Raw genomic sequence first — 13435 nt, 5'->3', positions numbered from 1 at the left:
ACCGGTGCCCGAGGGGGCGTCAGCGGTGGAGGTCCACGTGGACGTAGAGGTCGCCGCGGCCGCGCCCCCGGAGGTGGGGCATCCCGAGGTTGCGCAGACGGAGGGTCTGGCCGTCGCGGATGGCGGCGGGGATGCGGACGCTCTTGTCGCCGTCCACGAGGGTCGGTACGCGGACGGTCGTCCCCGAGGCCGCCTCCGCCGTGGACAGCCGCACGCGGATGTGGAGGTCGTCGCCCTCGCGGGTGAAGTGGGGATGCGGCCGCTGGGCGATGTCGACGTACAGGTCCGCCGACGGGCCGCCGCCGGGCCCGACTTCGCCCTCGCCGGCGAACCGGATGCGCGTGCCGTCGTCGACGCCCGCCGGGATCTTGACCTTGAGCGTACGGCGCGTACGCACCCGGCCGTCGCCGCGGCACGCGCGGCAGGGGTGCGGCAGGAGCGTGCCCAGGCCCTTGCACCTGCGGCACCTGGCGGTTCCCACCCGGCCCACGCCCCCGCAGCGCGTGCACACCTCCATCGACGTCCCCTCCGCCGTGAGCCTGCCCGAGCAGGCCGCGCAGACGACCGCGGTGTCGAGCACGATCTCCTCGACGGAGTCGCGGGTCATGTCCTCCAGGTCCATGTCGAGCCGCAGGGAGGCGTCGGTGCCCCGGCGGGAGCGGCCCAGCCCGGAAAGCTCGCTGTCCGCACCGGGGAGTCCGCCGGCCGGCTCCCGCGCGTCGCGGCGGCCGTCCCCCTGCGGTGCGGGGCCGTGGCCCGCGGGCGGCGGGGCCGGCACGTCGGCGATGACGACCTGGTACTCCACGTCCGCCCACATCCGGGGCCGCTGCCGTGCGCCGGCGCGGTGCAGCGACTCGTAGACGTAGTCGTACAGCTCCGTCACCGTGATCCGGCCGTCGCCGTCGAGGTCCGCCGCGCCCGTGGCCAGGCCCTCGATGAGGGCGCCGGTGAAGCGGGACGGCTGCGGGGCTGCGGCCTCCAGGCGTTCGCCCTCCCAGGCGTACTCCGTGCGGTTCGTGGCGGTGAGCACCACCCTGCCGGAGCCGGCGAGTTCGTCCCGTACATGCACCTGGTCGTCGCCCTTGGCGCCCGTCAGGAACGCGCCGCTGTAGCAGCAGTCGAGCAGGACGACGACCGTGCGCGCCCGGCAGCGCTCCAACTGGCTGCGCAGGAACGCGGCGGGCATGGCGGTCGACGCGGGCAGGTCGCGGTCGGTGTCGCGGGCGGCGAAGTGGAGGTGGCCGTCGTCGTCCTTGATGCCGTGGCAGGAGAGGTGCAGCAGGAGGAGGTCGTCACGGCTGCGGTTGCGGAAGAAGCGCTCGACGGCGCGCATCACCTGGTGCGCGGGGGCGTCCTTCAGCTCCTCGGTCCGGAAGCCGCCGATCCGCGGGTCGGCGAGCGTCCGGGCCAGCCCGGTGCAGTCCTGGCCCGGGGAGCGGAGCGGCCGGAAGGCGTCGTCGTCGTACGCGTCGGTGGCGATGAGCAGGGCGTCGCGGCCACCGGGGGCGGGGGGCGCCACGGCTAGCCCTGGTCTGCGGGTCCCCGGGCGGGCGGCGACGCATCGAGGAACGCCTCGATGAGGCGCTGCTTCTCGGCGCCGGTCGCGTCGCCCAGTTCGAGGCTGCGCCCGTCCAGCTCCAGCCGTACGGACCGGACGGGCCGGTTCTGCAACCACGCCTCCACCAGCCGTACGACGGACCGCAGCACCACTGGCGCCAACGTCACCGACAGCACCCCCAGCGCCACGGCCTCCCCGGACTTCGCCCCCGCGGGCCCGCCGCCGGGCGCCCGCCCGGCGCGTACGTCGTCGACCTCCGACTCCAGCAGCGCGAGCCGCAACTGCCGGGTGAGGGAGTCCAGTTCCTCGTCATCGACGTCCGCGCCCCCGGCCACCGTCAGCCGCAAGGTGCCCGTACGCTCCCCGCCCCTGTCCGCCATGGGAAGGAGTCTATGGCGAACACCCCGGCGGCCAGGGGCTGTTCAGCCCGCGTACGGCAAGGAACCGGCCTCCCCGTTTCCCATCCGGAGAGTGAACGAATCGGCGTCCTCGGCTGTCGAGGGTGCCCTTGCGCCAATCGTCAGGGGGTTGCGGCGGCGGTCGGGGTGCGGGTGGCGCGGTGGAAGGCGGCGTAGGGGCCGTTGCGGGCCAGGAGGGTGTCGTGGGTGCCCTCTTCGGCTATGCGCCCGGCGTCGAGGAAGACGATGCGGTCCGCGCTGCGGACCGTGCGCATGCGGTGGGCGACGATGACGACCGTGCGGCCGGCCATGAGGCGTTCGATGCCCTGGTGGACGGCCGCCTCGTTGACCGGGTCGAGCGCGGAGGTGACTTCGTCCAGCAGGACGACGGGGGCGTCCTTCAGCAGGGCGCGGGCGATCGCCACGCGCTGGCGTTCGCCGCCGGAGAGCGCGGTGCCGCCCTCGCCGACCCCGGCCGCCCAGCCGCCGGGGAGGCGGTCGACGACCTCGTCGAGCCGGGCGGCGGTGGCGGCGGCGCGGACCTCGGCGTCGGTGGCGTCGGGGCGGCCGAGGCGGACGTTGTCCTCGATGGTGCCGTCGAAGAGGTGGACGTGCTGGAAGACGATGGCGGTCTTGGACATCAGGGTCTCGGTGGCGATCGCGCGGACGTCCTGGCCGCCGACGCGGACGGCGCCCGCGTCGACGTCGTAGAAGCGGGTGATCAGGTGCAGCAGGGTGCTCTTGCCGGCGCCGGACGGGCCGACGACGGCGAGGCGTTCGCCTTCGGCGACGGTGAGGGACACGCCGTCCAGGACCGTGCGGTCGCCGTGGCGGAAGGCGACCTCGTCGAACTGCAGGGCGTGGCCGGCCGGCTCGACCGGGTCGGCGGCTTCGGGGAGCGGCGCCGTGCGCAGCACCGTGTCGAGTCCCGTCACCACGGTGTGCGCGGCGCGGAACTTGCCCGCCACGTCGGACAGGGACAGCAGCGGGTCCGCGCAGCGGGCGGCGAGGACGAGGAGTGCCAGCACCTCGGCCGCGCCGATGTCGCCGTCGAGGGCGAGGTAGGCGCCGAGGGCCAGGAGGGCGGTGAAGAGGGCCTGCACGGTGAGCGCGAGGCCGAGGGCGCCCGGCAGCACGGACAGCGTGGTGCGGCGGGAGGCGCGCTGCACGTCGTGCAGGGAGTCGTCCAGCAGCCGGAACCGCTCCGCGGACCGGCCGCCGGCGCGCAGCACGGGCTGGGCCTGGAGGTACTCGATGACGCGGCCGGCGGCCTCGTGGTCGCGCGCGGCGCGCTCCTCGTCGGCGGCGGCCATCGAGTGGCTCGTCCAGACCTGTACGAGGGCGACCACCGGGACCGCGGCGAGCGCGGCCAGCCCCAACTGCCAGTCGAAGAGGAGCATGACGCCGACGATCGTCAGCGGGGTCACGGCGGCGGAGACGGAAGGCGCCAGCAGGTGCGCGATGACGCTCATGGCCTGGAGCACGCCCTGGCCGGCGAGGTCGGAGACCTCGCCGACGCGGCCCGCGCCGTACCAGCCGACGGGCAGCCGGGCGAGGTGGTCGCCGAGCCGGTGGTACAGCCCGCGCAGCAGCTCGACGCCGACGCGGAAGCCGGCGAGGTCGGCGGCGAACTTCAGCACGCCGTAGGCCGCGAAGACGGCGGCGTAGGCGATCAGCCAGGGCCAGGCGTCCTCGGGCGAGCTGCCGAACAGCGCGCGGAGCACGGGCACCAGCAGCGCGTAGGACAGCCCCTCCACGACCGCGGTCGCCAGCATGAGCGCGAGGGTGCGGCGCATCGGGCGGGCGTGCTGGTGTCCCAGCACCCGCAGCAGGGTGCGGATCATCGGCGCTCGTCTCCTTGCCGGACGCCGCCGTAGCCGGCCGTCGCCCTTGCGGGGGTGGGTGCGGGATCAGAGGCGGGCGGGGCGCCGGGGCCGGGCGGGGCCTCGGGGCGCGGCTCCTCGTCGTCCGCGGCCGCGGACCGGTACGTACGCCAGAACGCGGCGAACGCGCCGTCCCGGGCCAGCAGTTCCGCCGGGCTGCCCTGTTCGGCGACGGCCCCGTCCGCGAGCATCACGACGGTGTCGGCCTCGGCGACGGTCTCCAGGCGGTGGGCGATGACCAGCGTCGTCCTGTCGTCGCCGGCGGGTGCCGCGAGGGTGCGGCGCACCGCGAGTTCGGTCTGCGGGTCGGCGAAGGAGGTCGCCTCGTCGAGTACGAGCACGGGGGCGGCGGCGAGCAGGGCGCGGGCGAGGGAGAGCCGCTGCGCCTCGCCGCCGGACAGCTCCGCCTCCTGGCCGATCACCGTGTCGTAGCCGCGGGGCAGTTCGAGGATCCGGTCGTGGATGTGCGCCCGGCGGGCGGCGCCGATCACGTCCTCCCTGCCGGCCCGCGGTACGGCGAGGGCGATGTTGTCGGCGACGGAGGCGCGCAGCAGGCGGACGTCCTGGAAGACGAACGAGACCGCGCGGTACAGGTCGGAGCCGGCCATGTCGCGCAGGTCGACGCCGCCGAGGAGGACCGAGCCCCGGTCGGGGTCGAAGAACCGCGGCAGCAACTGGACGAGGGTGGACTTCCCGCTGCCCGACGGGCCGACGACCGCGGTGACGGTGCCGGGTTCGAGGACCAGGTCGATCCCGCGCAGCACTTCGCGCTCCGGCCCGTAGCCGAACCGGACGCCGCGCAGCTCGATGCGGTGCCCGCGCGGCGTGAGCGGACGCGCGGGCTGCGGCAGCGGGTCCACGTCGAGTACGTCCCGGATGCGCCCGACCGCGCGGCGCGCGCCCTGGAGGTCGTCGAAGCCGTGGCCGAGGGCGGCGACGGGGGCGGTGAGGCCGAGGCCGAGGAGGAGGAACGGCAGGAGGTCGGCGGGGGCCAGGGCACCGGCCGTGATCATGGACGTACCGCCGACGAGCACGACCAGCAGCACGAACGGCGGCGACAGCGCCACCTGCATGCCGGCCCCGATCGGGGAGAGGCCGTGGACCATCCGCTTGAAGGTGTCGGTGAAGTCGTCGGCGGCGGTGCGGAACGCGCGGTGCGCGCGCTCGCCGCCGCCGAACGCCTTGACCTCCGCAATCCCCTGCACGAACTCGACGGAAGCGCTGGAGATCCGGCCCATGGCCGCGTCGAACTCCTCCTGGTCGCGCACCCGTGCGGGGGCCATGAACAGCGGGACGTGCGCGAGGGCGAGGACCACCGGGACGAGCGTGACGAGCGTGAGCCGCCAGTCGACGGTGAAGAGGTACGCCAGGGAGGCGGCCGGTACGACGAAGGCGGAGATCAGCTCGCTGGGCGCGTGCGCGATGAGCGGGTGCATCGCGCCCACGTCCTCCCCGACCACCTTCGCCAGCTCGCCGGTCCGGCGCCGGGAGAACCAGCCGATGGGCACGCTGCCCAGCCGGGCCGCCAGCCGGCGGCGGAACGACAACTGCACCCGGCCGTCGAGGAGGTGCCCGGCCCCGGACGACGCGGCGGTGAACAGCAGCCGCACGAACAGCCCGGCGGCGCCCACCGCGACGACGGCCCAGACCCGGTCGCGGTCGACGGGACCGGGGGCCAGCAGCGCACGGCCCAGCTCGACGACGGCGAGCAGCGGCACGAGGCCGGCGAGGGCGCCGACGACCTGGAGGAACACGACGGCGGCGAACCCGCGGAGGTGGGGGCGGAGGAGCTTGGAGACCGTACGGGAAGGCGGCTGCGCCGCCCGGGGCGCGGAGTCGGCCTCGTCCGCGGCCGGATGCGCGTCCAGGTGCGTCGGTCGGGCGTCCGAGTGCGTCGGATGGGCACCCCGGTACGGCGGTTGGGCTTCCGCGTGCGGTGGCGGGGCTTCCGCGTGCGGTGGCGGGGCTTCCGCGTGCCGCGGTGGGGCGTCGCCCGCGGCTTCCTGCTGCTTCCCGTCCGCGGACGGCGGTGGGGCGTCGTCCGCGCCCTCCGGCTGCTTCCCGTCCGCGTCGCCGCGCCCCGGGTTCTCCGCCCCGCGGCGCGGCAGCACCGTGGTGGCGATCAGGACCGCCACCAGCAGCAGCGCCGCGCACAGCGTCAGCCCCAGCGCATACCCGTCGTTGAGGGCGGCCGGCGTCGCGGATCCCCCCGTGCGGTCGTGTGCCGCGGTGCCGAGGGCCGCCAGGCCCAGCGCGGCGCCCAGTTGGCGGGCGCTGTTGAGCAGGCCGGACGCCATGCCCGCCTCGTGGGCCGCCACGCCGCCGGTGGCGACGCTGACCAGCGGGCCCAGGACGAGGCCGAAGCCGACGCTGGCCAGGATCGAGGGCCCGAACACGTCCGCCGCGTACGAACCGTCCGCGTCGACGAGGCCGAACCAGGCGAAGCCCGCCGCCGTCAGCAGCCCGCCCCCGGCGAGCAGGAGCCTCGGCGCGTACCGGTAGCCGAGCTTCACCGCGAGCACCGAGCCGGCGACCACCCCGAGCGCGAACGGCAGGACCTGCAGGCCCGTCTGCGCCGCGCCGTTCCCCAGCACCCGCTGCAGGTAGAGCGACATGAAGTAGAACGACGAGGCCATCGCCGCACCGATCACCAGCGTGTACGTGATCGCGCCGAGCACCGCGCGGTTGGCGAGGAGGCCCAGGCGCACCAGCGGGTCGCGCCGGGTGGTCCGTTCGACCAGGACGAACGCGGTCAGCAGCGCGAGGGCCACGGCCAGCGTCGTGATCGTGACGGCGGACGTCCAGGCGTGCCGGTCCGTACGGACGATGCCGAACACCAGCAGCGACATCCCGCCCGTCGCCAGCACTCCCCCGAGCACGTCGGGACGGCCCCGCTTCCCGCCGCCGTCCCCGCCGTACTCCTCAACGCCGCGCCCCCTGCCGCCGGCGGGCCCCCGCGACCCGTCGGACGCGACCCCGCGCCAGGTCATGGCCAGGGCGATCAGCGCCATCGGCACGTTCACGAACATCACCCAGCGCCAGCCCGCGTACTCCGTGAGCACTCCGCCGATCAGCACGCCCAGCGCGCCGCCCGCCGCGTTCGTCGCGCTCCAGATGCCGAACGCCCGGACCCGCGCCCGCCCGCCCGGGAACGTCGCCGTCAGCAGCGCCAGCCCCGCAGGGGCGAGGGCCGCAGCGCCGACGCCCTGGGCGGCCCGCGCCGCGACCAGGTGCCCCGGCTCGGTGGCGAAGCCGCCGAGGAGGGAGGCGACGCCGAACAGGCCCAGGCCGACGAGCAGCATCCGCTTCTGCCCGTAACGGTCGGCGGCCTTGCCGCCCAGCAGGAGCAGCCCGCCGAACGTGAGCGCATACGCGTGGATGACCCACGTCAGCCCCACCTCGCCGAAGCCGAGCGCGGCGCCGATCTCCGGCAGGCCCACGTTCACCACCGACAGGTCGAGCGACACCAGGAACTGCGCCACCGCCGCCGTGGCGAGCACGAGCCCCGTCCGCGCCGCACGCCCGGAACCGCCCGCCGCACCTTCCCGGCCCGCCGCCGCTGCCCGTTCCCCCGCCATGGCCCCTCCCGCGTCCACCCGACTTCCGGAACATGTTCCGGAACACGTTCCTAAAGTACACCACCCATCCGACAACACCTCGCACAAGGCCGCTGAGCTGGGACGATTTCCCCGGCAGACCCCGGGGCAGCATGATGGGACGGTGCCCGGACAACGAGACCGCCGACAGCCCGCCCCCACGCCCACCGGCCGCACCGGCCGGCCGCGCTCGACGTCGCGCGCCGAGATCCTCGCGGCGGCCCGCCGGGTCATAGACGAGGACGGCTGGGAGACGCTGACCGTCCGCCGGCTGGCCGCCGAGATCGGCGTCGGGACGACGACGCTCTACCACCACGTCCACAACAAGGACGACCTGGTGGTCGAGCTGGTCAACCAGCACCTCGACCAACTCGCGCGCCCCGAGCTGCCCGACGACCCGCGCGAGCGGATCGTCGTCGCCGCCACGACGATGCACGACGCGCTCACCAACTGGCCCTGGGCGGCCGAGGCGCTGACCGCGGACGGGTTCATCGGGCGGCTCGGCGACTCCGCCCTGTGGATCGTCGAGACGATCGTCGCGGGCGCGGTGGACGCGGGCTGCACGCAGGGGCAGGCCGTCGACGTCTTCCGGAGCATCTGGTACTACACCGTCGGCGAGGTCCTCGTACGCGCCCGCTCGGACCGCCGCCGCGCGCAGGTCGGCTCCGCGGACACGGCGTTCGGCCTGCACCGCCTCGACCCGTCCAGGCAGCCGCAGCTCGCGGCCATCGGCGACCTGTGGCCGGAGCGGTCGGCCCTCGACCTGTACCCGCAGGTGCTGCGGATCATCGTCGACGGACTCCTCGCCGAGGCCGCCCGGCCCGCATAGGCCCGCCCTTTCCCGCCCCTTCCCGCCACACCCCGCCTCCTCGCCGCCCGCGGCAAACAATTTGAACAAAGCAACAACTAGAACTATCGTTCAAGAAAGTGAGCCGGTCGTCCACGCCGAGGGAGCCCCGTATGACCACGTCCGTCGCCCGCCGCGCCGGCCCGAGGGAGTGGGCGGGGCTCGCCGTGCTCGCCGTGCCCACCGTGCTGCTCGGCCTGGACGTCACCGTCCTCTACCTCGCGCTCCCCGCCCTCGCCGCCGAGTTGCACCCCAGCGGCACCCAGGCCCTGTGGATCATGGACGCGTACGGCTTCCTGATCGCCGGGTTCCTGGTCACCATGGGCACGTTGGGCGACCGCTTCGGCCGCCGCCGCCTGCTGCTCGCCGGCGCCGGCGCCTTCGGGGCCGCCTCGGTCGCCGCGGCGTACGCGCCCAGCGCCGAGGCGCTGATCGCCGCGCGGGCCGCGCTCGGGATCGCCGGGGCGACGCTCATGCCGTCCACGCTCGCGCTGATCAGCAACATGTTCGCCGACGCCCGCCAGCGCGCGCTCGCCATCGGCATCTGGGCGACCATGTTCGCGCTGGGCATGGCCGCCGGGCCGCTCGTCGGCGGGGCGCTGCTGGAGCGCTTCTGGTGGGGCTCCGCGTTCCTCGTCGCCGTGCCGATGGTCGCGGTGGTGCTGGTCGCGGCGCCCTTCCTGCTGCCCGAGTACCGGGCGCGCCAGGAGGGGCCGTTCGACCTCGCCGGCGTCGTGCTCTCGCTCGGCGCGATCCTGCCCGTGGTCTACGCCGTCAAGCACGTCGCGGCCGAGGGCGCCGGCGGCCTCGGCGGTGCGACGGTGCCGGCGCTGGCGGCCGGGGCGGCGTCGGGGGTGTGGTTCGTACGACGGCAGCGCACGCTCGCCGCGCCGCTCCTCGACCTGCGGCTGTTCGCGGAGCGGACGTTCGGGGTGGCGCTGGGGCTGCTGCTGGTCGGCCTCGTCGGGGTCGGCGGGGTGATGTATCTGGTCACCCAGCACCTGCAGTTGGTCGAGGGCATGACCCCGCTGGCCGCGGGGGCGTGGATGGGCCCGCCCGCGCTCATGATGTTCGTCGCCGCGATCGGGGCGCCGCTGCTGGCGCGCAGGATCCGCCCGGGCTACGTCGTCGGGGCGACGCTGGGGGTGTCCGTGATCGGGTACGGGCTGCTCGCCACCGTCGACCGCACGGACGGCGCGGGCCCGGTCGTCACCGGCTTCGCGCTCGTCTACCTCGGGCTCGGCGCCCTCGCCGCGCTCGGTACGGACCTCGTCGTCGGCTCCGCGCCGCCGGAGCAGGCGGGGTCCGCGTCGGCGCTGTCGGAGACGGTGCAGGAGTTGGGCCTCGCGGTGGGGGTCGCGGTGCTGGGCAGCGTCACGACGGTGGTGTACCGCGCCCGCATGGAGGGGTGGATTCCGGCCGGGCTGCCGGACAGCGCGCGGCAGGCCGCGGGCGACGGGCTGCCCGCCGCGGCGGGCGCGGAGGCGGAGTTGCCCGCGTGGGTGCTGCGGCGGTCGGAGGAGGCGTTCGTCACGGGCCTGAACGTCGCCACCGGGATCGCCGGGGCGGCCGTGGCCGTCCTCGCCGTGGTCGCGGCCGTCGCGCTGCGGGGGGTGGGGCCGATGAAAGCGGAGGAGGACGGCTGAGGTGGGCGGCCGGGCGGGGAGGCTGAGGTGGGCGGCCGGGCGGGGAGGCTGAGGTGGGCGGCCGGGCGGGGAGGCTGACTACCCTGGGTGCCACCCCACCACCGTCGACGGGAGGCCCGCATCGTGGAGCACGGCGTCACGCGCCGCAAGGCCGAGCCCGTCACCGACGGCCGCCGCGCCCGCGGCCTGCGCCGCCGGGCGGAGATCATCGAGGCCACGCTCCGCGTCGTCCAGCGCGACGGGGCCGGCGGCGTCACGCACCGCACCGTCGCCCGCGAGGCGGACGTGCCCACCAGCCTCACCGCGTACTACTTCGCCACCCTCGACGACCTGCTCGTCGCGGCGCTGTCCACGGTCGCCGACGAGTACACCCACCGCCTGCACGAGATCATCGAGAGCGACGCCGACGACCTCGACGGCCTCGCCGCCCTCGTCGCCTCCGCGGGCGGCGACGGCCGCAGACGCGCGCTGGCCGAGCGCGAGTTGTCCACGATGGCCGCCCGCCGCCCCGCCCTCCGCCCGGTCGCGCGGCGGTGGCGGGAGGTCGTGGCGAAGATCGGCGAGCGGCACTCCTCCGACCCGCGGGCGGTCGACGCGCTCGTGGCCGCGACGGACGGGCTGTGCGCGGACATCCTGCTCACCGACGCCCGCCCGGACGTCCGCCGGATCCGCGCGGTGCTCGCGCACAGCCTGCGGACCGACGCGGACTGACGCGGACCGACCGGAAGGAACACGGGCCGACCGGGACGGACACGGGCCGCACGCGGGCCCGCGCCGGTACGGCCGGCTAGTCCAGCACCGCGGCGACGGCCTCGATCTCCACGAGCTGGTCGTAGTAGCCGAGGACGGTGACGCCCATCAGCGTGCTGGGCACGTCGTGTGCGCCGAAGGCGTCCCGCACCACCTGCCACGCCGTCACCAGGTCCTCCTGCCGGGTGGACGCGACGAGGACACGCGTGCTGATCACGTCCGACAGCTCGGCACCCGCGTCCGCGAGCGCGGTGCGCAGGTTCTCGACGGACTTGGCCGCCTGCCCCGCGTAGTCGCCGACCGCGGCGGTGGAGCCGTCCGCGTTCAGCGGGCAGGCGCCCGCGGCGAAGATCAGCCGGGCCTCCGGGGGCGCGGTGGCGGCGTAGGCGTACTCGGCGACGTCCGAGAGGGACGCGGAGCGGATCAGCGTGACGGCACGGGGCACGGGCACTCCTTCTGAACTGGGGCAGAGCGCCTACGACCCTCGCAAGTATCAGTCCCGCCCGCCACGCATTTTCCACGGCCCCACGAGGCCCGGCGGCAGCGGGCGTCACACCGGACAGGGGTGGTAGTGCAGGCTCAGGGCCTCGTCGACGGCCGTGCTGGTGCGGGTGGAGGCGGCGATGACCTCGGACCACGAGCCGTACTTGGCATACAGCTGGTCCGCGGTCGGGCCGAGCGGGTTGCCGTACTTGGCCCGGTTGCGCTCCTCCAGGACGCGGACCTCCGCCGGCGTCATGCCGGCGCGGGTGATCTCCTTCGCCTGGTTGCGCATGTCGACGAGCTTCCTGGCGATCTCCTCGTCGGAGGCGCCGTCCGCGCGCATCCGGGCCTCGGTGCGGCGCATGTCCTCCAGGAGCCCGTGGTAGCGCATCCGCGTCTGCTGGGCCTCGACCTTCTCGCCCCACGGCAGCACCCGGATCCGGCACACGACGGGATCGGGGCTGGGGCACGGCTCGCTCTCCGGCGCGGGCGGGGCGAGCGGGGCGGTGACGACGGAACCGCAGGCTCCGGCGGGGCAGGCGGCGGCGGAGTCCGCGGCCGGGCCCGCGAGCAGGGCGGCGGCGGTGAGGAGGGGCGCGAAGAGGAGTGTGAGGGCGCGGCGCAGCCGATGCGCGCCGAGGGGAACGTATACAGACATACGCGGAGTTTTGCCCCGGGTGCGCGTACGGCCGCGCAGGCGCACCGGCGACCACCCCGCCCGGCCGAAACCCCTCCTACCGGAACCCCTCCGGCCGAAAACCCCCACCGCCCCTCCCCGGGGCCGCGGGTGATCAGATCACGCCGTCGAGGTCCCTCAGCAGCCGGGCCTTCGAGCGCGCGCCGACCACGGACCGTACGGGCTCGCCGCCCCGGAAAGCGAGCAGCGTCGGCACGGCGAGGACGCCGTGCGCGACGGTCGTCCGCGGGTTGTGGTCGACGTCGAGGCGCACGGCCCTGACCCGGTCGCCCAGTTCGGCGGCGAGCGCGCCGAGGACGGGGGTGAGCTGCTTGCACGACGGGCACCACTGGGCGGTGAACTGCACCAGCACCGGCACGTCCGCGCGCAGCACCTCCTCGGTGAACGTCTCGTCCGTGACGTACGGAACGTCGTGTGTCGTCGTCTGTGGTGTCGTCATCTGCCCTCTCCCGTCAGCCGCCGCAGAGCGGCACGTCCGTGTCGGAACCGCCCGCTCCACACGGCGGCGGCAGCGCCTCGGCGCGCGCGAGCTGTGCGGTCAGGTGGTCGCGCGCCGAGCGCAGTTCGGCCATCAGCCCGTCCAGCTCGGCGATCTTCCTGCGGTACACCGCGCGCGCGTCGGGGCACGAGTCGCCCGCCGGATGGCCGGCGCGCAGGCACTCCACGAACGGCCGCGTGTCCTCCAGCTCGAAGCCGAAGTCCTGCAGCGTGCGGATCTGCGCGACGAGCCGCAGCGCGTCGTCGCCGTACACGCGGTGGCCGTTGGCGCCGCGGTCGGCGGCGGGCAGCAGCCCGCGCGACTCGTAGTAGCGCAGGGTCCGCGTGCTGACCCCGGCTCTCTCGGCGAGTTCCCCGATGCGCATACGGCCGACGTTAGACGTTGACGCCGACGTCAGGACAAGCGCGCCGGCCGGGCCCTACTCCTCCGGCCGGCGCGCGAGGACGTACGCGCGCGTCGTCTCCGGTTCCCCGGGGTAGTGGGCGCGCTCCAGCGTGGCCTCGACGTCGAAGCCGGCCGCCCGGAGCAGGACGGCGACCGCCGACGGCTCCAGGAAGCGGAAGTCCACGTCCACCGGGTGCCCCCACCAGTCGTCCAGGTGCCGCACCTCGGTGCCCGCGTGGAACGCGACCAGCAGCCGCCCGCCCGGCCGCAGCACGCGCCGCGCCTCGGCGAACGCGGGCGCCAGCTCGGCCGGCTCCAGGTGGATGACGGAGTACAGCGCGACCGCCGCACCGAACTCGCCGTCCGCGGCCGGCAGCCGCAGCAGGTCGCCCTCGCGGAACTCCGCCGCGGGGTGCTCCCGCCGGGCGAGGGCGATCATGCCCGGCGACAGGTCGACCCCGACCGCCCGCACCCCCCGCTCCGCGAGCCACCCCGTGACGTGGCCGGGCCCGCAGCCCAGGTCCGCGACCGGCGCGCCGTCCGCGGCCTGCTCCAGGAGCGCCGCGAGCAGCGCCCGGTCCAGCGGCTTGTGCGCCAGCTCGCCGCCGATGGTGGCCAGGTACGACTCCGCCACGGCGTCGTAGCTGGCGCGCACCGCCGCGCGCGCGTCGTTCCCCGAGTCGCTCATGCCGGT

12 protein-coding genes are annotated in these 13435 nt (G+C 75.3%); 3 read left to right on the top strand and 9 right to left on the bottom strand.

What is annotated here, in order from left to right; genetic code table 11:
- Positions 1-19: 19 nt before the first annotated feature.
- The 4 genes from LG396_RS26920 to LG396_RS26905 all read right to left on the bottom strand — a co-directional run bounded on the left by LG396_RS26920 (position 20) and on the right by LG396_RS26905 (position 7339).
- Entirely contained in the window at positions 20-1519 is a 1500-nt protein-coding gene (locus LG396_RS26920; RefSeq protein WP_225796742.1) for a caspase, EACC1-associated type, read from the bottom strand.
- 2 nt (positions 1520-1521) lie between these two features.
- Positions 1522-1938: a hypothetical protein gene (locus tag LG396_RS26915; RefSeq protein ID WP_225796741.1), complete on the bottom strand. Its 417-nt coding sequence runs from the start codon at positions 1936-1938 to the stop codon at positions 1522-1524.
- Positions 1939-2078: 140 nt separating this feature from the next.
- Positions 2079-3800, bottom strand: a complete 1722-nt coding sequence (locus tag LG396_RS26910) for an ABC transporter ATP-binding protein (RefSeq protein ID WP_225796740.1) — start codon at positions 3798-3800, stop codon at positions 2079-2081.
- Complete coding sequence (locus LG396_RS26905) at positions 3797-7339, bottom strand: MFS transporter (RefSeq protein WP_225796835.1); 3543 nt, start codon at positions 7337-7339, stop codon at positions 3797-3799. Before LG396_RS26905 ends, LG396_RS26910 begins: the two co-directional genes overlap by 4 nt.
- A gap of 220 nt (positions 7340-7559) precedes the next feature.
- Between LG396_RS26905 and LG396_RS26900 the strand changes: the two genes are divergently transcribed.
- The 3 genes from LG396_RS26900 to LG396_RS26890 all read left to right on the top strand — a co-directional run bounded on the left by LG396_RS26900 (position 7560) and on the right by LG396_RS26890 (position 10639).
- Positions 7560-8264 carry a TetR/AcrR family transcriptional regulator gene (locus LG396_RS26900; RefSeq protein ID WP_037745561.1) on the top strand — a complete coding sequence of 235 codons (705 nt, stop codon included), beginning with the start codon at positions 7560-7562 and terminating at the stop codon, positions 8262-8264.
- 131 nt (positions 8265-8395) lie between these two features.
- Entirely contained in the window at positions 8396-9928 is a 1533-nt protein-coding gene (locus tag LG396_RS26895) for an MFS transporter (protein ID WP_225796739.1), read from the top strand.
- Between the two features lie 123 nt (positions 9929-10051).
- Entirely contained in the window at positions 10052-10639 is a 588-nt protein-coding gene (locus tag LG396_RS26890; protein WP_225796738.1) for a TetR/AcrR family transcriptional regulator, read from the top strand.
- 76 nt (positions 10640-10715) lie between these two features.
- On the opposite strand, the gene LG396_RS26885 is transcribed toward LG396_RS26890, so the two are convergent.
- The 5 genes from LG396_RS26885 to LG396_RS26865 form a co-directional block, all read right to left on the bottom strand.
- Positions 10716-11123 carry a RidA family protein gene (locus LG396_RS26885; protein ID WP_225796737.1) on the bottom strand — a complete coding sequence of 136 codons (408 nt, stop codon included), beginning with the start codon at positions 11121-11123 and terminating at the stop codon, positions 10716-10718.
- Between the two features lie 105 nt (positions 11124-11228).
- Positions 11229-11819, bottom strand: a complete 591-nt coding sequence (locus LG396_RS26880) for a hypothetical protein (protein ID WP_225796736.1) — start codon at positions 11817-11819, stop codon at positions 11229-11231.
- Between the two features lie 133 nt (positions 11820-11952).
- Positions 11953-12297 (bottom strand): thioredoxin family protein, encoded by a 345-nt coding sequence (locus LG396_RS26875; protein WP_027742842.1) that lies wholly within the window; start codon positions 12295-12297, stop codon positions 11953-11955.
- Positions 12298-12310: 13 nt separating this feature from the next.
- Positions 12311-12721 (bottom strand): MerR family transcriptional regulator, encoded by a 411-nt coding sequence (locus LG396_RS26870; protein ID WP_100299680.1) that lies wholly within the window; start codon positions 12719-12721, stop codon positions 12311-12313.
- A 54-nt stretch (positions 12722-12775) separates the two neighbouring features.
- Entirely contained in the window at positions 12776-13429 is a 654-nt protein-coding gene (locus LG396_RS26865) for a class I SAM-dependent methyltransferase (RefSeq protein ID WP_225796735.1), read from the bottom strand.
- Positions 13430-13435 lie beyond the last annotated feature (6 nt).

Source organism: Streptomyces aculeolatus (assembly GCF_020400605.1).
In the GTDB taxonomy this organism is placed as follows: Bacteria; Actinomycetota; Actinomycetes; order Streptomycetales; family Streptomycetaceae; genus Streptomyces; species Streptomyces aculeolatus.
This window is presented reverse-complemented; position numbering and strand designations above follow the sequence as displayed.

Coding starts and splice junctions, on each gene's coding strand:
- LG396_RS26915 (WP_225796741.1), bottom strand. CDS start 1,938: ATGGCGGACAGGGGCGGGGAGCGTACGGGCACCTTGCGGCTGACGGTG.
- LG396_RS26910 (WP_225796740.1), bottom strand. CDS start 3,800: ATGATCCGCACCCTGCTGCGGGTGCTGGGACACCAGCACGCCCGCCCG.
- LG396_RS26895 (WP_225796739.1), top strand. CDS start 8,396: ATGACCACGTCCGTCGCCCGCCGCGCCGGCCCGAGGGAGTGGGCGGGG.
- LG396_RS26880 (WP_225796736.1), bottom strand. CDS start 11,819: ATGTCTGTATACGTTCCCCTCGGCGCGCATCGGCTGCGCCGCGCCCTC.
- LG396_RS26875 (WP_027742842.1), bottom strand. CDS start 12,297: ATGACGACACCACAGACGACGACACACGACGTTCCGTACGTCACGGAC.
- LG396_RS26870 (WP_100299680.1), bottom strand. CDS start 12,721: ATGCGCATCGGGGAACTCGCCGAGAGAGCCGGGGTCAGCACGCGGACC.
- LG396_RS26865 (WP_225796735.1), bottom strand. CDS start 13,429: ATGAGCGACTCGGGGAACGACGCGCGCGCGGCGGTGCGCGCCAGCTAC.